Genomic DNA, 17,640 nt, shown 5'->3' with positions numbered 1-17,640 from the left:
GCGGTCCCATGAACGGTGCTGCGAACGGTTCCGCGGACGGCGCTGCGAACCCCGCGGCCGGTCCCGCGAAGCAGACTGCGCCCGGGACCATGACGGCGTGGGAGGACCTCGTGTCCACCGCGCTCGTCGGCACCGAGCGCAGGCCGCCGCAGGGTGTCCCGGCGGGCGCCGACCCGGCGGTGGAGCTGCTGGAACGCGCCGCCGTGCAGACCGTGCGCGCCCGCGCCGGGCAGCGGCCGCGCGCGGGCGAGCCGCTGGAGGCGGCCCCGCGGGAGGAGCAGCCCGTCGTCTCGCGCGCCGCCGCCGACCGGCTAGCCCGGATCCTCGGCGGTGAGCGGCCGAGGGTGCTCGCCGAGTGGCTCCGGACCGCGGCGGGCCGGGGGTACCGGCTCGCGCCGCACCTGCTGCCCGAACTGCTGGACCACGCCGCCCGCGACCGCTCGATCCGGCCGCACGCCGGCATCCTGGCCGGGCGCCGGGGGCGCTGGCTGGCCGCGCTCAACCCCGCCTGGGACTTCCTGCTGGAGGAGGTCACCGCGGCCCGGCCGCGGCCGGAGGTGTGGGAGCTGGGCACCTGCGGGGACCGGCGGGCCTACCTGGCCGCGCTGCGGGCCGCCGACCCCGGGGCCGCCCGCGAGCTGCTCGCGGCGGCGTGGGAGAAGGAGACGCCCGAGGACCGGGCGGCGTTCCTGGAGGTCCTCGGCGAGGGGCTCTCCCTGGACGACGAGCCGTTCCTGGAGGCCGCGCTCGACGACCGCCGCCGCGAGGTCAGGCACGAGGCCGCCGACCTGCTCACCCGCCTGCCGGACTCACGGCTCGGGCGGCGGATGGCCGAGCGGGTCGCCCGCCGCTTCGCCGTCGCACGCGGGAAGCTCGAGGTCGACGCGCCCTTCGAGTGCGACGCCGCGATGGAGCGCGACGGCATCCGGGCCAAGCCGCCCCGGGGCACCGGCGAGCGGGGCTGGTGGCTCCAGCAGCTGGTGGCCCGCACCCCGCTCGGCGTCTGGGGCGACCTGCTCGGGCGCCCGCCCCGCGAACTCGTCCGGACGAAGATCGTGGACTGGGAGCGGGAGGTCATGGCGGGCTGGGTCAGGGCGGCCGTGCTCCAGGGCGATCCGGAGTGGGCGCGGGAGCTGTTCGCCTCCGACCCGCTGGCCGATCTGCTGGCCGTACTGCCCCGCGAGGAGCAGGAGACCGTGGCCGCCGGGTTCGTCCGCAGGCACGGCCTGGACGGGCAGCTCATCATGGTCCTCGGCGGCGCGGCGGCCCCGTGGGGGCCGGAGCTGGCCCGGGCCGTGCTCCACAAGATCCTCGAACTGTCGGGCACCCAGCCGTGGAACCTCGGCGAGCTGACCAAGCTCGCCGGCGAACGCGTCGATCCCGCGCTGTACGGCCTGGCCGAGCGCCTCTCGCCCGAACCCCCCATCCAGGAGGTCGCCGCCCTCCTGCGTTTCCGTGACGACATGCTCAAGGAGCTCTCATGACGACGGTGCTGCGCGCCCACGCCGAGGACCAGTACGCCGAGGAACTGGAGGTCCTGGCCAAGGACGACGACCGGGTCCGGCCGCCGGGCTGGAAGTTGTCCCCGTGGGCGGTGACCACCTACATCCTGGGCGACGGGGAGCGGATCACCCCCAAGTACATCGGCCCCCGCCGCATCGTCGAGGTGGCCGTGGCGACGCTGGCCACCGACCGGGCGCTGCTCCTGCTCGGCGTGCCGGGCACCGCCAAGACCTGGCTGTCGGAGCACCTGGCCGCCGCGATCAGCGGCGACTCCACCCTGCTGGTGCAGGGCACGGCCGGCACCGCCGAGGAGGCCGTCCGCTACGGCTGGAACTACGCGCGGCTGCTGGCCGAGGGGCCGTCCCGGGAGGCGCTCACCCCCAGCCCGGTGATGCGGGCGATGGCCGAGGGCCGCATCGCCCGGGTCGAGGAGCTGACCCGCATGCCCTCCGACGTGCAGGACGCGCTGATCACCGTGCTGTCGGAGAAGACGCTGCCGATCCCGGAGCTGAACGAGGAGGTCCAGGCCGCGCGCGGGTTCAACCTCATCGCCACCGCCAACGACCGCGACCGGGGCGTCAACGAGCTGTCCAGCGCGCTGCGCCGCCGGTTCAACACGGTCGTGCTGCCGGTGCCGGGCACCGCGGAGGAGGAGGTGGACATCGTCACCCGCCGGGTGGAGCAGCTGGGCCGCTCCCTGGAGCTGCCCGGGATCCCGGCCGGGCTGGAGGAGATCCGCCGCGTCGTCACGGTCTTCCGCGAGTTGCGGACCGGCGTCACCGAGGACGGCCGCACCAAGGTCAAGTCGCCCAGCGGCACCCTCAGCACCGCCGAGGCGATCTCCGTCATCACCAACGGCGTCGCCCTGGCCGCCCACTTCGGCGACGGGGTGCTGCGCCCCGCCGACGTGGCGGCCGGGATCGTCGGCGCCGTGATCCAGGACCCGGTCTCCGACCGCGTCGTCTGGCGCGAGTACCTCGAGACCGTCGTGCGGGAGCGCCGCGACTGGCGCGACTTCTACCGGGCCTGCCGTGACGAGGGCTGAACCGGAGACCGCCGTGCGGGCGGCGGGTGTGTCCGTCCTCGGCGTCCGGCACCACGGGCCCGGCTCGGCGCGGTCCCTGCGCGCGGAGCTGGAGCGCCTCAAGCCGGACATCGTGCTCATCGAGGGGCCGCCGGAGGCCGACGAGCTGGTCGCCCTCGCCGCCGACCCGGAGCTGGAGCCGCCGGTGGCGCTGCTGGCGCACGTCCCGGGCGAGCCGTCCAGGGCCGCGTTCTGGCCGTTCGCGGTGTTCTCCCCGGAGTGGCAGGCGATCCGCTACGCGGCCGCGGCGGGGGCGCCGGTCCGGTTCTGCGACCTGCCCGCCGCGCACAGCCTCGCCTCCTCCGGGGAGGACCGCGAGGACGCCGGCGAGGACCCGGAGAAGGAGGAGGGGGCGCGGGCCGTACGGATCGATCCGATCGGCACGCTCGCCCGCGCCGCCGGATACGACGATCCCGAGCGCTGGTGGGAGGATGCGGTCGAGCACCGCGGGGACACGCCGTTCGAGGTGATCGCCGAGGCGATGGCCGCGGTCCGCGAGGGGCACGTCCCGGAGGGGAACGAGGCGCGGCGCGAGGCGTTCATGCGCCGGACGATCCGCAAGGCGGTCAAGGACGGGTTCGAGCGGATCGCCGTCGTCTGCGGCGCCTGGCACGTCCCCGCCCTGGCCGGATCGGCGGACGCCCGCAGGTGGGACGCCGGGCTGCCGCCGGCGAAGGCCGACGACGCGCTGCTGCGCGGCCTGCCCAAGGCCAAGGTGGAGATGACCTGGGTGCCGTGGACCTACGGGCGGCTGAGCGCGTGGAGCGGATACGGCGCGGGCGTGACCTCCCCGGGCTGGTACCACCACCTGTTCGCCGCGCCCGACCGGCCGGTGGAGCGGTGGCTGACCGGGGCCGCCGGGGTGCTGCGCGGCGAGGACCTGCCGGTCTCCTCCGCGCACGTCATCGAGGCGGTACGGCTGGCGCACTCGCTCGGGGTGCTCCGCGGACGTCCGCTGGCCGGGCTGGCGGAGGTCACCGAGGCGGTCAGGGCCGTCCTGTGCGAGGGCGACGACCTGCCGGTGGAGCTGATCCAGCGGCGCATGGTCGTGGGGGAGCGGCTCGGCCGGGTGCCCGACACGACCCCGATGGTCCCGCTCCAGCGCCACCTGCGCGAGGAGCAGCGGCGGGTCAGGCTGAAGCCCGAGGCGCTCGACCGCGAGCTCGACCTCGACCTGCGCAAGCCCCTGGACCTGGAGCGCAGCAGGCTGCTGCACCGCCTGCGCCTGCTCGGCGTGGACTGGGGGACCCTCCGGGAGAGCCGGAGCAAGGGCACCTTCCGCGAGTCGTGGACGCTCGTGTGGCGCCCGGAGTTCGACATCGACCTGATCGAGGCGAGTGCCTGGGGCACCACCGTCCCGGCGGCGGCCTCGGCCCGCGTCCGCGACCTCGCGGACGGGGGGAAGGCGTCCGGCGGCCCGTCCGGAGGGCGGAGAGTCGGGTCGGGCGGCCCGCCGGGGAGGCGGGGCTCCGGGGCGGGCGGCCCGGGAGGGGCCGGAGGGGGCGCCGGGGTCTCGCTCGCCGACCTCACCGGGCTGGTGGAGAAGTGCCTGCTCGCCGAGCTGCCGGACGCGCTGCCGCACGTGCTGGACGCCCTGTCGGCGCGGGCCGCGCTGGACAGCGACGTGACGCACCTGATGGCGGCGCTGCCCGCGATGGTCCGCGCCCAGCGCTACGGCGACGTGCGCGGCACGCCCGCCGCCGGGCTGGCCGCGATCGTCGACGCCCTGCTCACCCGGGTGTGCGTCGGCCTGGGCGCGGCGGTCACCGGCCTGGACGACGACGCCGCCCGCGACCTGCTCGGCCACGTCGACGCGGTGCACGCCGCGGTCGGACTGCTCGACCCGGGCACGGACTCCCATGGCGCCTCCGGCGGCGGGGGGACGGGCTCCCGTGAGCTCTCCGGGGAGGATTCACCCAAGGACCGCTGGCTGGGCGCGCTGCGCGGGGTGTCGGGCCGCTCGGACCTGCACGGGTTGATCGAGGGGCGGACCGTCCGGATCCTGCTGGACGCCGGAGACCTCGACGCCGACCGCGCGGGCCGGCGGATGTCGCGGGCGATGTCGGCCGGGCATCCGCCGGCGCGGGTGGCGGCCTGGGTCGAGGGGTTCGTCTCCGGCGGCGGGCTGCTGCTGGTGCACGACGCCCGGCTGCTCGGGCTGATCGACGGGTGGCTGACCGGCCTGGTCCCGGAGGCGTTCGTGGACGTGCTGCCGCTGCTGCGGCGGACCTTCGGCGCCTTCGCCGCGCCGGAGCGCCGCTCGATCGGCGAGCGGGTGCGCTCGCTCGGCGGGGGCGGGACCGCCGCCGCGGCGGCCGAGGAGATCGACGAGGAACGCGCGGCGGCGGCCGTGCGGACCGTGCTGGAGATCCTGGGGAGGACATCGTGACGGACGCTGCGGCGGAATCCGCGACGGGTGACGAGCGGCTGCGCCGCTGGCGGCTGGTGCTCGGCGGCGACGCCGACGGCACCGGGTGCGGGCTGGGCGGGACCGACGCGCAGATGGACGCCGCGCTGGCCGCGCTCTACAACGCCGGCGGCGAGGGAGGGTCCGCCGAGCGGAGCGCTGGGCTCGGGGCGTCCGCGCCGCGCGTCGCGCGCTGGCTGGGCGACATCAGGTCCTACTTCCCCTCCACCGTGGTCCAGGTGATGCAGAAGGACGCGGTCGAGCGGCTGAACCTGACCCGGCTGCTGCTGGAGCCGGAGATGCTGGAGGCGGTCGAGCCCGACGTGCACATGGTCGGCACGCTCCTGTCGCTCAACCGGGTCATGCCCGACAAGGCGCGCGAGTCGGCCCGCGCGCTGGTCCGCAAGGTCGTCTCCGAGCTGGAGCGGCGGCTGACGCAGAAGACCAAGGCCGCGGTGACCGGCGCGCTCGACCGGTCGGCGCGCACCCACCGCCCCAAGCGCGTCGCCGACATCGACTGGGACCGGACGATCCGCGCCAACCTCAAGAACTACCTGCCGGAGAAGAACACCGTGATCCCCTCGCGGCTGGTCGGGTACGGCAGGCGCCAGCGCGCGGTCCAGCGCGAGGTGGTGCTCTGCATCGACCAGAGCGGCTCGATGGCCGCCTCCGTGGTCTACTCCAGCGTCTTCGGCGCGGTGCTCGCCTCGATGCGGTCGCTGAAGACGTCGCTGGTGGTCTTCGACACCTCGGTCGTGGACCTCACCGACCAGCTCCACGACCCGGTCGAGCTGCTGTTCGGCACGCAGCTCGGCGGCGGCACCGACATCAACCGGGCCATCGCCTACGGCCAGGGCCTCATCACCCGGCCCAACGACTCCATCTTCATCCTGATCAGCGACCTGTACGAGGGCGGGGTCCGCCAGGAGATGCTCCGCAGGGTGGCCCAGATGACCGCCTCCGGGGTTCAGGTGATCGTGCTGCTGGCGCTGTCGGACGAGGGGGCGCCCTTCTACGACCGGGAGAACGCCGCCGCGCTCGCGGCGATGGGGGTGCCCGCCTTCGCGTGCACGCCCGACGCCTTCCCCGGCCTGATGGCCGCCGCGATCGAGCGCCGCGACATAGGCCAGTGGGCCGAGCGCTACCTGGAGCGCCCGGCCGGTTGAGGGCGGGCCCGGCGGGGCGGCACGGAGGCCCGTCCCCGCCGGGACCGGCCGGGCGGGGAGGGCATTCCGCCCGGCCGGTCCGGCCGGTGCGGTCCCGATCGGCCCGGCGGCCCGCGTCCCCGCTCAGTGGCCCGCGCCCTCCTGCGGGCGAGCCCTGAGCGGGAGCAGGAAGGCGGCGGCGAAGGCGGCGGCGACCATGCCGGTCGTCACCCAGATCGTCGTCTGCATCGTCTCGGAGAAGGCCCGGCCGTCTTCCAGCATGCCGAAGAAGAGCGTGCCGATCACGGCGGAGCCGAGCGCCCCGCCGAGCTGCTGGACGGCGGTGAGGGTGCCGTTGGCCGAGCCCGACTCGTGCGGCTCGACCCCGGCCAGCACGATGTCGAAGAAGGGCGCCATGACCATGCTCATCCCGGCGCCCGTGACGAACAGCGCCGGGGTGAGCTGCCACGGAGTGACGTCCGCGCCGGCCAGGTTCAGGGTGAGGGCGGTGCCGGCGAGACCGGCCGCCATCACGGCCGCGCCGAGGTGGATCAGCTTGCGGCCCACCTTCTGCGCCAGGCCGGCGGCGTTGACGGCGGCGAAGCCGATCAGCGAGCCGACCGCGTTGGGCAGGCTCGCCAGGCCCGCCTTGAGCGGGTCGTAGCCCAGGCCGATCTGGAAGTACAGGCTGAGCACCATCGAGAAACCGACCAGCGCGGTGAAGAAGACCAGCCCGGTCACCAGGCCGCCGGTGAAGGCGCGCTTGCGGAACAGGCCGGTCACCAGCAGCGGGTCGCCGCCCGCGCGCCGCTTGGCCGCCTGGTGGCGGGCGAAGAGCGCGAAGAGCGCGACGGAGGCGGCCATCGAGGCGAAGGTCCAGGCGGGCCAGTCGAGGTCGCGTCCCTGGACCAGCGGGTAGATCAGCAGGAAGGAGGCGGCCGAGGCCAGGCACACGCCCGTCAGGTCGAGGCGGGAGGCGTGACCGGATCTGGACTCGGGCAGGAAGCGGACCGCCCCGGCGAGGGCGAGCAGGCCCACCGGGAGGTTGATCAGGAAGATCATGCGCCAGCCGGTGCCGAACAGGTCGGCGTCCACCAGCCAGCCCGCGAGCACCGGCCCGCCCACCAGGGACAGGGCCATGACGGGGCCGAAGACGCCGAACGCGGCGGCCATCTCCTTCGGCGGGAACATCTCTTTGATGAGGCCGAGACCCTGCGGGATCATCATGGCCCCGAACAGGCCTTGCAGCGCCCGTGAGCCGATCAGCAGCTCGGGGGAGGCGGCCAGGCCGCACAGGAGCGAGGCGGCGGTGAAACCGGCCACGCCGGCCACGAACATGCGCCTGCGGCCGTAGAGGTCGCCGAGGCGCCCGCCGGTGAGCAGGCCGACGGCCATCGCCAGGGTGTACGCGGCGCCGAGCCACTGGATCATGCTGGTCGATCCGCCGAGGTCGGCGTGGATCGAGGGCGCCGCGATGTTGGTGATGACCGCGTCGACCAGGTCCATCACCTCGGCGGCGAGGATCACGAAGAGCGCCGGCCAGCGCAGGCGGTACGGGGCGGCGGTGACGGCCTGCGGGCCGGCGCCGGCAGAGTGGGTCATGGGGACTCCGCTCCGGGGAGGGGGTTCCGGGGCCGCTCCGGGGCGTTCGGGACGCGATCCGGGAGCGGGCCGTACGGGAAGAAAGGAGAGCCGGGCACATTGACGAACGACGTTCGTTGCTTACGAACACTGTTGTAATGACGAACACTGTTCGTGTCAAGTACGGTGTTCGTCCAATGGACGGCGTTCGCACGTCGTGCGGCGTTCGTCAGCGGGACGAAGTTCGTGGCACGTACACCGTTCGTGATCGGTACGGTGTTCGCGAGGGGAAACCGGGGCGGATACCATCCCGGCATGACCGACCTCCCCGCTCCGCCCTGGCGCAAGGCGCGCAAGACCAGTGCCCCGCGGACCGTCCTGAGCAGGGATCTGATCGTCTCCACCGGCCTGCGGATCGTCGACGCCGAAGGGGTCGACGCGCTGAGCATGCGCCGGGTCGCCCAGGAGCTCGGCACCGGCCCCGCCTCCCTGTACGCCCACGTGGAGAACAAGGAGGAGCTGCTCGACCTGATCTACGACGAGGTCATGGGCGAGATCCAGGTGCCCGAGCCCGAGCCGGAGCGCTGGCTGGAGCAGATCAGGGAGGTGGTCCTGGAGGCGATCCGGGTGTTCGGCGCCCACGCCGACATCGCCAGGGTCGGCCTCGCCAACATCCCGACCACCCCCAACGCGCTGCGGATCGCCGAGAACCAGCTGCGCATCATGATCGCGGGCGGGGTGCCGCCGAAGATCGCCTCCCTGATGGTCGACCGGCTCGGCCTCTACGTGTGCGCCGACGCCTTCGAGAGCTCGCTCTACTACCTCCGGCAGCGGGGCAGCGGCAAGGAACTGGAGGAGTTCCTGGGGGAGATCTTCGGGCAGATCGGGGACTTCTACCGCGCCCTGCCCGCCGACCGCTTCCCCACCCTCGTCGCGCACGTGGACGACCTGGTGGCCGCGGACGACCGGGAGCGGTTCGAGTTCGGCCTCGACCTGATGCTGCGCGGGCTGGCGTCCTACGCCGCCGAGGCGGGCCCCGCCTCCGGCGGGCCCGAGAACCCCAGGACCCCCAAGAGTCCCAAAACCCCCAGCATCCCCGGCGACCCCGGGGGTCCTACGCCCAAGGACTGATCCACCGGACCGATGTGCCGCCCGGGGCGGCGGCCGTACGGTCCGATCATGACAACGGTGCTGGAAGCCCCCGCGGGGACAGGAATATACGCCCGGCGCTACCGCGCGCTGACGGTCGGAGTGCTCGCCCTGGTCGTACTGGTGGCCTTCGAGTCGCTCGCGGTCGCGACCGCGATGCCGATGGTGGGACGCGATCTGGACGGGCTGGGCCTGTACGCGCTGGCCTTCAGCGGGTCGATGGCCGCCGGGATGATCGCGACCGTGCTGGGCGGGCGCTGGGGCGACCTGCGAGGACCGGTCGCCCCGCTCTGGGCGGGACTGGCCGCCTTCGTGGCGGGACTGCTGATCAGCGGGACCGCGCCCGGGATGGACGTGTTCCTGCTGGGCAGGTTCGTGCAGGGCTTCGGCGGCGGGGTGTTCCAGGTCGCGCTGTACGTGCTGGTCTCCCGCGTCTACCCGGCCGGGCTGCACCCCAAGGTGTTCGGCGCGCTCGCCGCGGCCTGGGTGGTCCCCTCCATGGTCGGGCCGGTGATCGCCGGGTCCGTGGCGGTGCATCTCGGCTGGCGCTGGGTCTTCCTGGGCGTGCCGCTGCTGGTGGCGCCCGCCGCCCTGCTGCTCTGGCGCGGCCTCGGCGCAGCGCCCATGGAGGAGCGGGACGGGGAGGGGGAGCCGGCCGGCCGCACGCCGATCGCCCGCAGGTTCGGCTGGGCGGTGCTGACGGCCGCCGGCGCGGCGCTCACGCAGTACGGCGCGCAGTCCGGCGGGACGGGGACGGACGGGACGGCGCCCGGCATCGGGATCGCCGTGCTCGCGGCGGGCCTGGTCCTGCTGGCGGTGTCCCTGCCCCGGCTGCTCCCGCCCGGGACCCTGCGCGGCGGGCGCGGCCTGCCCTCGGTGATCGCGCTGCGCGGGATCGTGGCCGGCGCGTTCCTCGGCGGCGAGGTGTACCTGCCGCTGATGCTCCACGCCGAGCGCGGTCTCTCGCTCACCCAGGCCGGGGCCGTCCTCACCGGCGGCGCGCTGGCCTGGTCGCTGGGCTCGTGGATCGTCGGGCGCAAGACCTACGACCGGACCCTGGTCCTGAGCGTCGGCCCCCTGGTGATGGGCGGGGGACTGCTGCTGATGGCCCTGTCGGTGCTCGACACCGTCCCGGTGGCCCTGGCCTTCGCCGGGGAGGCCCTGTCCGGGTTCGGCATCGGAATCGTGTACCCGACGTTGTCGGTGCTCGTCCTGGAGCTGTCCGCGCCCGGCCAGGAGGGGGAGAACAGCGCCTCGATGGGCGTGGGGGAGTCGGTCTTCACGGTGATGACGGTCGCCGCGGTGGGCGCGATCGTCGCGGGACTGGGCGCCACCGGCCCCGTCTACCTGGCCGGCTTCGCGCTGATCGCGCTGCTGGCGGTGACCGGGACGCTCGCAGCGCGCAGGGTGGCGCTTTGAGCCTCGTGGCACCATGGAAGAACGCGCCTCTCATTCATGTTGAGGGGATGGTCCCGCCCCCCGGGCGGGATTCGCGTTCTTTCCAGGGGTGAGAGATCAAGGGGACTTCATGCCGCGTGTGTGCGGGCTCGAGGTGTTCCGGCTGACCCTGCCGTACGGCAGGCGGACGGAGAGCATCCTCGTCAGGCTCACCGACTACGGGGGCATGACCGGGTGGGGCGAGGTGGTCGACCCGGATCCCAAGGCGTGGTCCATCCTGCAGGAGCAACTCGCTCCCGCGCTGATCGGCGTCGACTGGGAGCACCCCGACGAGCTGGGCGTGGTCCCCGGCGGCCCGGCCGGCGACATGGCCTGCTGGGACCTGTGGGCCCGGATGCGGGGCGTCCCGCTCGCCCACGCCCTCGGCGGCAGCCGGACGTCGCTGATGGCCACGGTGCGCGTCAGCGGCGACCGCAACCTGGAGAGCCTCGTCGCCCGGGTGAACCGGCACGTCTGCGCGGGATACGCGCACATCACGATGGACGTGCACCCCGGCTGGGACGTCGAGCCGCTGCGCGCCGTCCGCCTGGCCTACCCGGCCCTGGGCATCGGCCTGGACGCCCGCGGCGCCTACACCGACATCGACGCCCTGGAGGCGCTGGACGCCTACGCCCCCTCCGTCATCGAGCGGCCGTTCGCCGTCCCCGGCGGCCTGACCGACCACGCCGACCTGCAGGAGCGCGTCGCCGCACCGGTCCTGCTGGAGGTGGGCTCGGCGGCGGACCTCCAGGACGCGGTCGCCGCGGGCGCGGGCCGCGCGCTGCTGATGCGCCCGGCCGCGGTGGGCTCCCTGCGCGAGGTACGGCGGATGCACGACATCGCGGCGGAGGCGGGCTGGGAGATCGCCTGCGCCGGGGGACAGGGCACCGGTCTGGCCAGGGCGGCCACCGTCGCCGCCGCCAGCCTGCCCGGCTGCACCCTCCCGTGCGACGTGGCCGAGCCGCCCCGCAGCGCGCAGATCGTCACCCCGCCGGTCGGCGCCACCGGCGGGGTCGTGGCGGTCCCGCTCACCCAGCCGGGCCTCGGCCACGGGATCGACGAGGACCGGGTGCGCCGCCTGGCCAAGGAGTCCCACCGCGCGTAGCCGCGCCCGCTCCCGCCGCCCGCGGCGCACCCTCTCACCGGCCGGAGCGGCTCCGCCCGTCCGGCGTCAGCCGCAGCCCTCGGTGATGCCCTTGGGCTTGGCGGGGTCGGCCGGCTTGGCCGTGGGCTGGCCCGGCCTCACCTGGGCCCGTGCCGTCGCGGTGGCCGACGGGGCGGCGTCCGGGGTGGCGGAGGGCCGGGGGGAGGCGGCCACGAGCGGGGGCGTGACGACCGAGTCGCGCAGGGCCTTGACGGTGATGGAGCGGATCTTGGCCCAGTCGGGGTAACCGGTGTTGATCAGCGGCGGCACGAACTGCACGCTGGTGACCCGGGCGTTCTTCACCTTCAGCGCCAGCGGGACGAGGTGCTCCAGCATCGGGCGCGGGATGTCGGTCCTGATCAGCTCCTTGGTCGCCAGCGCGACCCGGTTGAACCGGGAGAGCACCGTCGCGGGGTCGGCCTGGGCGAGCAGGGCGCCCAGCACGCAGCGCTGGCGGCGCATCCGGGTGTAGTCGTCGCTGTTGGTGCGCGAGCGGGCGAACCACATCGCGTCGGCGCCCCCGAGCCTGCGGGTGCCCGCCTTGACGAGGCCCTCGTTGTACTTGCCGAAGACCACGTCCTCCGGGACGGTGATCGTCACGCCGCCGATGGCGTCGATGAGCCGGGCGAAGCCCCACATGTTGACCAGGGCGTACCAGTCGATCTCCAGGCCGAGCGTGTAGCCGACGGCGTCGATCAGCGTCCGGGCGCCCTGCCCCTTCCGGCCGCCGAAGATCTCCGGGTGGGCGTCGGCGTACTCCCAGACCCCGAAGAGCAGGTCGTCGCGCCCGCCTCCCGGTCCCGTGGGGAGCCGGAAGCCGGCCGGGAAGCGCTTGGCCATCGGGGTGCCCGGCGGGAAGCGCACGTTCTCGAGGTTGCGCGGCAGGCTGAGCAGGACGGTGTTGCCGGTCTTGACGTCGATGCTGGCCACGTTGATGCTGTCGGTCCGGACGCCGGGCCGGTGGTCGTCGGCGTCCCCGCCGAGCAGCAGGATGTTCACCCGGCTCCGGCCGGCCCACGGATCCTGCTCGCGCTCGGTGGGCAGCGGCGTGGGCGGGGCGGCGAAGACGTTGTCCAGCGCGGTCTGGGAGACCGCGGCGTACTGCCCGACCAGACCGAACGGGAGCAGCACCGCCACCGCGAGCACCCCCGCGACGATTCCGGCCACGGTCTGGCCGCCCTTGGGCAGCCTGCCGGGGCCGAGCACGGTGAAGGAGTGCACGATCAGGGTGAACCAGGCGACCCCGAGGGCCAGGGAGACGGCGGTGAGGATGGTCAGCCCGGAGGAGGCCACCAGCCGCCCGGCCAGGTCGCCGAGGTCGGAGGTGAGGCCGATCCAGAGCAGGGCGAGCAGGGCGGCGGTGTAGATCGAGAGCAGGGTCAGCCCGGTACGGCGCCAGCCGCCCCGCAGGTGGGCGACTCCCGGAGCGACGGCGGACAGCGCCGTCCATCCGATGACCGCACCGACGCTGGGTGGCTGTGACGTGTCCACCTGATCCCCGTTTCCTCCGCTTGTTGGCTTTTCATACCCACTCGTGCGCCGTAGGGGGAGATGGTAGGTAGATCGTCGGGACATCTAGCGACATGAGAGTTAACGGGATGGAAAGCCCTTCTGATCAGTTCTGTATCGAGGCGACTCGGTTCTGCGTCGAGGCGGCCGTCCGCCGCCACGGAGCCGGGTCCGGTCCGCCGCCCGTACTGGAATAAGATTCGGTCATGGCATTCACGGAGATCGAGTACGGCGTGGCCGACGGCGTCGCCACCATCACGCTCAACCGGCCCGAGCGCCTCAACGCCTTCACCTACGTCATGCGCGGCGAGCTGATCGAGGCGTTCGACCGCGCGGACGCCGACGACGAGGTCCGCGCCGTGATCGTCACCGGGCAGGGCCGGGCCTTCTGCGCCGGGGCCGACCTCGGCGGCGGCGGGGACACCTTCAACTACCGCAAGTCGGAGGAGATGTTCGGCGGCCGGGACACCATCGACGGCTCGCCCCGCGACGGCGGCGGCACGGTCGTGCTCCGCATCGCCCGCTCCCTCAAGCCGGTCATCGGCGCGATCAACGGCCCGGCCGTCGGCGTCGGCGTGACCATGACGCTCCCGATGGACATCCGGCTCGCCTCCGACACGGCGAAGTTCGGCTTCGTCTTCGCCCGGCGCGGCATCGTGACCGAGGCCGCCTCCAGCTGGTTCCTGCCCCGGATCGTCGGCATCTCCCAGGCGATGGAGTGGGCCGCGACCGGCCGGGTCTTCCCCGCCGCCGAGGCGCTCGCCGGCCGCCTGGTCTCCAAGGTCCTCGCCCCCGACGAGCTGCTCCCGGCCGCCCACGCGCTGGCCCGCGAGATCGCCGACAACACCTCCGCCGTCTCGGTCGCCGCCATCCGCCGACTCATGTGGTCCGGCCTGTCGGCCGCCTCCCCGTGGGAGGCCCACCGCGCCGACTCCAAGCTCATGCACGCGCTCGGCGGCGCCGCCGACGCGGCCGAGGGGGTCACGTCCTTCCTGGAGAAGCGCCCGGCGAACTTCCCCATGAAGGTCAGCCAGGACCTCCCCGAGGCGGTCCCCTCCTGGCCGGTCAACCCCTACGAACTATCTTGATGTCCATGTCCGACGTCCTCGGTCCCGACTACGAGCTCACGGTCCTGCCCATGGCCGACGACTACGAGGGCGAGGTCGTCGCCTCCCTCGTGCGCCGCCGCGCCACCGCGCCGCCGACCGGCAGGGCCGTGCTCTACCTGCACGGGTTCACCGACTACTTCTTCCAGACCCACCTGGCCGACCACTTCGCCGGCCAGGGGATCGACTTCTACGGCCTCGACCTGCGCAAGTACGGCCGCTCGCTGCTGCCGCACCAGACCCGGGGGTTCGTGCGCAGCGTCACCGAGTACTTCCCGGAGATCGACGAGGCGGTCCGGATCATCCGCGAGGAGGACGGCCACGACACGGTCGTCCTCAACGCCCACTCCACCGGCGGCCTCGTCGCGGCGCTGTGGGCCGACCGGGTCCGCGGCCGGGGCCGCGTCCAGGGCCTGGTGCTCAACAGCCCCTTCTTCGACCTGAACGTCCCCGCCGGGCTGCGGATCGCGGCCGACGTGCTGCACGGCCCGCTCTCCCGGCTGCCCGTGCGCGCCGTGCTGCCGCTGGGCCTGTCCACCGCGTACGGCACCAGCCTGCACCGGGAGCACCACGGCGAGTGGGACTTCGACCTGGAGTGGAAGCCGGTCGGCGGGTTCCCGGTCCACGCCGCCTGGCTGGCCGCCATCCGCCGGGCCCAGCGGCGCCTGCACGGCGGCCTGGGCGTGGACGCGCCGGTCCTGGTGCTCTGCGCGGAGAAGGGCCTGCAGCTGCGCGACTTCGCCCCCGAGGCGCAGAGCGCCGACACCGTGCTCGACCCCGAGCAGATCGCCCGCTGGTCCACCCGGGTGGGCGGGCACGTCACGTGCGTCCGGGTGCCCGGCGGCATGCACGACCTGGTGCTCTCGCCCGAGCCCGCGCGCAAGCGGGTCTTCGAGGAGATGGACCGCTGGCTGAACTGCTACCTCTCGCCGGGCGGGTGACGGCGCGGCCGAGGTCGGCGGGAGCAGGGCGGGGACCGGCGGAACCGCGGCGGGGACCGGGGGAACCAGGACTTTTGTCGTGGGAAAACCGGGATCGACGGATCTTCTGAGCGGGCCCCGTCCCCGGCAGCGTTGAACTCATGAGAGTTCTTCTGGCGACAGCCGTCCTGTTCACCGCCTGCGCCGGCGGACAGCCGCCGCAGGCGGACCCCGCGATCGTCGGGACCGAGGCGGGGGCCGTCCGCGGCACGGTCACCGCCGATCACCGGATCTTCCAGGGCATCCCGTACGCCGCCGCGTCGCGCTGGGCACCGCCGCGGCGGGCCGAGGGCTGGCGGGGCGTCAAGGACGCCACCAAGCCCGGGAACATGTGCCCGCAGGTCGGCTCCGACTACGCCCCCGTCACCAGCACCACCGAGGACTGCCTGGTGCTCAACGTCACCGCCCCGCGCGAGCGGGCGGGCGCGCTCCCGGTCATGGTCTGGCTGCACGGCGACGGAGCGCTCGGGGCAGGGCACTATTCCGACGCGCGCAGGCTCGCCTCGCGGGGCGCGGTCGTGGTCACGATCAACTACCGGCTCGACGTCTTCGGCGGGTTCGGCTACCCGGGGCTGCGCGGCTCCGGCACGTACGGCCTGCAGGACCAGCAGGCGGCCCTCGCCTGGGTGCGGCGCAACATCCGCGCCTTCGGCGGCGATCCGGGCAACGTGACGCTCTTCGGCGTCTCCTACGGCGGGATGTCCGTCGGCGGGCACCTCACCTCGCCCGGCGCGAAGGGGCTGTTCCACCGCGCGATCATGCAGAGCGGCGAGACCATGATGGACATGCCCGCCGGCAGCATGGTCCCCGGCCTGCCCGCGCAGCCGCACTTCGCCTGGCGCGGAGTCAAGGAGACCGAGCAGCTGGGCGTGTACTACGCCGGGCAGCTCGGCTGCGGCGACCTGGCGTGCCTGCGCGCCCTGCCGGTGGAGAAGATCCTCGAGGTTCCGCAGATCATGAACGCCTTCCAGGCGTACGCCTACGGCAACGAGGTCCTCCCGCAACCGCCGCCGGAGGCGATCCGCGCGGGGCGCTTCCACCGCGTGCCCGTCCTGGCCGGCGCGACCAGGGACGAGCACCGCCTCTTCGTCGGGATGACCTACGACGCGCAGGGCAGGCCGATCACCGGGCAGCAGTACCGCGACCTGGTGGCGGAGGCGTTCGGCGCGGACGCCGCGCGCGTCCTGCGGCGGTACCCGGCCCGGAGCTTCGCCTCCCCGGGCATCGCGTGGGCGACGGTCCTGACCGACCGGATGTGGGCCCGCGCCACCCACGAGCAGAACACCCTGCTCGCCCGGCACGCGCCGGTCTACGGCTACGAGTTCGCCGACCGCGACGCGCCGATGTTCCTGCCGCTGAAGACGGACTTCGACTGGGGCGCCTACCACGCCGGCGACCTGCCCTACCTGTTCCCGGACCCGGCGGCCGAGCTCACCGCGGGCCAGCGCGAGCTGTCCCGGCAGATGGTCGCCTACTGGACGAACTTCGCCCGCACCGGCGACCCCAACGGCCCCGGCCTGCCCGCCTGGACGCGCCTGGACGGGGGCGTCCAGTCGCTGGCCCCCGGCGCGGTCCGGCCGGTCGACTACGCGGCCGCGCACCGGCTGGACTTCTGGAACCGGCGCGGACCCGCGAACTAGGGCGTGTATCGAAAGCGCCGGTCACAGTCATCCGTTGCTTTGCGGCAGGGGTAAACCGCTACTTCAGCGGTGGATGTGGCGGGTACGGTGTGGCTGTGGCCGGTGATCGCGTGCAGCGGCGGCTTACGGAGACAGACGCGCGGACACGAAGGAGCGAACGTTGCCAGGCGCTGTACTGCGAGGGGTGACTTTGGACTGTGCTGATCCGCAGGTGCTGGCGGGCTTCTACGGTGCACTGACCGGGATGCGCGAGCTCTTCAGTACGGACGAGTTCGTCGCTCTGACGGACGGCTCCGGCTGTGATCTGGGATTCCAGCGGGTTGACGGATACCGGGCTCCGCAGTGGCCGGGTCAGGACGTGCCACAACAGTTCCATCTGGATTTCCGCGCCGACGACCTCGATGCGATGGAGGAGCTGGCGCTGGAACTCGGAGCGGCCAAACCGGACCATCAGCCCGGCGACGGACGCTGGCGGGTACTCCTGGATCCGGCTGGCCACCCCTTCTGCCTGACGTCTTCCTGACATCACCGGCGTGACAGGCCCCCGGTCAGACGCCGTAGCGCTCAGGCGCGGCCGGGCGGCTCCTTCTGCAGCTCCCCTTTTTCCTCGCCCCGGCGGCGTGCTGGTGGGCCCGGCGCACCGTGGAGTCGACGTTGATGTCCCAGGTGATCAGATCCTTCGCGTCAGCCCGGGCCTGGAGCGCGGTGAAGATCCGATGCCAGGTGCCGTTGCGCTGCCACCGGCGGAACAGGTCGTACACCCGGCCCCACGGCCCGTACTCGGCGGGCATGTCCCGCCGCGGGATGCCGGTGCGGACCCGGAACCGTATGCCGTCGATCAGCTGCCGCCGGGTCCACGTCGGCGGCCGACCGGGCTTCTTGCCCTTCGGCAACAACGGTTCCAACACCGCCCATTGCGCGTCCGTCAGATCTCCACGCGCCACGACTCAAGATC

The 17,640-nt window shown here is 73.7% G+C and carries 14 protein-coding genes; 11 read left to right on the top strand and 3 right to left on the bottom strand.

Annotated features, from left to right (window positions below; translation table 11 throughout):
* Nucleotides 1-110 precede the first annotated feature (110 nt).
* Genes Plo01_RS29570 through Plo01_RS29555 form a run of 4 tightly spaced genes read left to right on the top strand, consistent with a single transcriptional unit; the run spans nt 111 to nt 6,160 of the window.
* The gene (locus Plo01_RS29570) at nt 111-1,484 is read left to right on the top strand and encodes a DUF5691 domain-containing protein (RefSeq protein ID WP_239317312.1); all 1,374 of its coding nucleotides are present in this window, start codon (nt 111-113) and stop codon (nt 1,482-1,484) included.
* Nucleotides 1,481-2,548 carry an ATP-binding protein gene (locus Plo01_RS29565; RefSeq protein WP_203893996.1) on the top strand — a complete coding sequence of 356 codons (1,068 nt, stop codon included), beginning with the start codon at nt 1,481-1,483 and terminating at the stop codon, nt 2,546-2,548. The genes Plo01_RS29570 and Plo01_RS29565 overlap by 4 nt, the downstream gene beginning before the upstream one ends.
* Nucleotides 2,535-4,976 (top strand): DUF5682 family protein, encoded by a 2,442-nt coding sequence (locus Plo01_RS29560; RefSeq protein WP_239317310.1) that lies wholly within the window; start codon nt 2,535-2,537, stop codon nt 4,974-4,976. Before Plo01_RS29565 ends, Plo01_RS29560 begins: the two co-directional genes overlap by 14 nt.
* Nucleotides 4,973-6,160 (top strand): VWA domain-containing protein, encoded by a 1,188-nt coding sequence (locus Plo01_RS29555; RefSeq protein WP_239317308.1) that lies wholly within the window; start codon nt 4,973-4,975, stop codon nt 6,158-6,160. Before Plo01_RS29560 ends, Plo01_RS29555 begins: the two co-directional genes overlap by 4 nt.
* 123 nt (nt 6,161-6,283) lie before the next feature.
* Here Plo01_RS29555 and Plo01_RS29550 read toward each other — a convergent pair whose 3' ends face one another.
* Entirely contained in the window at nt 6,284-7,741 is a 1,458-nt protein-coding gene (locus Plo01_RS29550) for an MFS transporter (RefSeq protein WP_203893995.1), read from the bottom strand.
* A 294-nt stretch (nt 7,742-8,035) separates the two neighbouring features.
* On the opposite strand from Plo01_RS29550, the gene Plo01_RS29545 reads away from it, so the two are divergent.
* From Plo01_RS29545 to Plo01_RS29535, 3 genes are all read left to right on the top strand, one after another.
* Nucleotides 8,036-8,851: a TetR/AcrR family transcriptional regulator gene (locus Plo01_RS29545; protein WP_203893994.1), complete on the top strand. Its 816-nt coding sequence runs from the start codon at nt 8,036-8,038 to the stop codon at nt 8,849-8,851.
* Between the two features lie 48 nt (nt 8,852-8,899).
* Nucleotides 8,900-10,288: an MFS transporter gene (locus Plo01_RS29540; RefSeq protein WP_239317305.1), complete on the top strand. Its 1,389-nt coding sequence runs from the start codon at nt 8,900-8,902 to the stop codon at nt 10,286-10,288.
* A 109-nt stretch (nt 10,289-10,397) separates the two neighbouring features.
* The gene (locus tag Plo01_RS29535) at nt 10,398-11,411 is read left to right on the top strand and encodes an enolase C-terminal domain-like protein (protein ID WP_203893992.1); all 1,014 of its coding nucleotides are present in this window, start codon (nt 10,398-10,400) and stop codon (nt 11,409-11,411) included.
* Nucleotides 11,412-11,477: 66 nt separating this feature from the next.
* Here the strand turns inward: Plo01_RS29535 and Plo01_RS29530 are convergent, their stop codons facing one another.
* Entirely contained in the window at nt 11,478-12,941 is a 1,464-nt protein-coding gene (locus tag Plo01_RS29530) for an LCP family protein (RefSeq protein WP_239317303.1), read from the bottom strand.
* A 224-nt stretch (nt 12,942-13,165) separates the two neighbouring features.
* Between Plo01_RS29530 and Plo01_RS29525 the strand changes: the two genes are divergently transcribed.
* The 4 genes from Plo01_RS29525 (at nt 13,166) to Plo01_RS29510 (ending at nt 17,208) form a co-directional block, all read left to right on the top strand.
* Nucleotides 13,166-14,047, top strand: coding sequence for a crotonase/enoyl-CoA hydratase family protein (locus Plo01_RS29525; RefSeq protein ID WP_203893990.1), 882 nt, complete (start codon nt 13,166-13,168; stop codon nt 14,045-14,047).
* A gap of 5 nt (nt 14,048-14,052) precedes the next feature.
* The gene (locus tag Plo01_RS29520) at nt 14,053-15,006 is read left to right on the top strand and encodes an alpha/beta hydrolase (RefSeq protein ID WP_203893989.1); all 954 of its coding nucleotides are present in this window, start codon (nt 14,053-14,055) and stop codon (nt 15,004-15,006) included.
* A 140-nt stretch (nt 15,007-15,146) separates the two neighbouring features.
* Nucleotides 15,147-16,685 carry a carboxylesterase/lipase family protein gene (locus Plo01_RS29515; protein WP_203893988.1) on the top strand — a complete coding sequence of 513 codons (1,539 nt, stop codon included), beginning with the start codon at nt 15,147-15,149 and terminating at the stop codon, nt 16,683-16,685.
* 184 nt (nt 16,686-16,869) lie between these two features.
* Entirely contained in the window at nt 16,870-17,208 is a 339-nt protein-coding gene (locus tag Plo01_RS29510) for a VOC family protein (RefSeq protein ID WP_239317301.1), read from the top strand.
* Between the two features lie 25 nt (nt 17,209-17,233).
* Here Plo01_RS29510 and Plo01_RS29505 read toward each other — a convergent pair whose 3' ends face one another.
* Entirely contained in the window at nt 17,234-17,629 is a 396-nt protein-coding gene (locus Plo01_RS29505; protein WP_275415435.1) for an IS5 family transposase, read from the bottom strand.
* Between the last annotated feature and the right edge of the window lie 11 nt (nt 17,630-17,640).

Origin of the sequence: Planobispora longispora, from assembly GCF_016863135.1 — a bacterium.
GTDB lineage: Bacteria > Actinomycetota > Actinomycetes > Streptosporangiales > Streptosporangiaceae > Planobispora > Planobispora longispora.
The sequence above is the reverse complement of the archived record's forward strand: the minus strand, read 5'-3'. Positions and strand labels throughout refer to the sequence as shown.

Excerpts from the sequence above, each read along its gene's own strand:
- Plo01_RS29565 (WP_203893996.1), top strand. The coding sequence starts at position 1,481 with ATGACGACGGTGCTGCGCGCCCACGCCGAGGACCAGTACGCCGAGGAA.
- Plo01_RS29550 (WP_203893995.1), bottom strand. The coding sequence starts at position 7,741 with ATGACCCACTCTGCCGGCGCCGGCCCGCAGGCCGTCACCGCCGCCCCG.
- Plo01_RS29545 (WP_203893994.1), top strand. The coding sequence starts at position 8,036 with ATGACCGACCTCCCCGCTCCGCCCTGGCGCAAGGCGCGCAAGACCAGT.
- Plo01_RS29540 (WP_239317305.1), top strand. The coding sequence starts at position 8,900 with ATGACAACGGTGCTGGAAGCCCCCGCGGGGACAGGAATATACGCCCGG.
- Plo01_RS29535 (WP_203893992.1), top strand. The coding sequence starts at position 10,398 with ATGCCGCGTGTGTGCGGGCTCGAGGTGTTCCGGCTGACCCTGCCGTAC.
- Plo01_RS29525 (WP_203893990.1), top strand. The coding sequence starts at position 13,166 with ATGGCATTCACGGAGATCGAGTACGGCGTGGCCGACGGCGTCGCCACC.
- Plo01_RS29520 (WP_203893989.1), top strand. The coding sequence starts at position 14,053 with ATGTCCGACGTCCTCGGTCCCGACTACGAGCTCACGGTCCTGCCCATG.
- Plo01_RS29515 (WP_203893988.1), top strand. The coding sequence starts at position 15,147 with ATGAGAGTTCTTCTGGCGACAGCCGTCCTGTTCACCGCCTGCGCCGGC.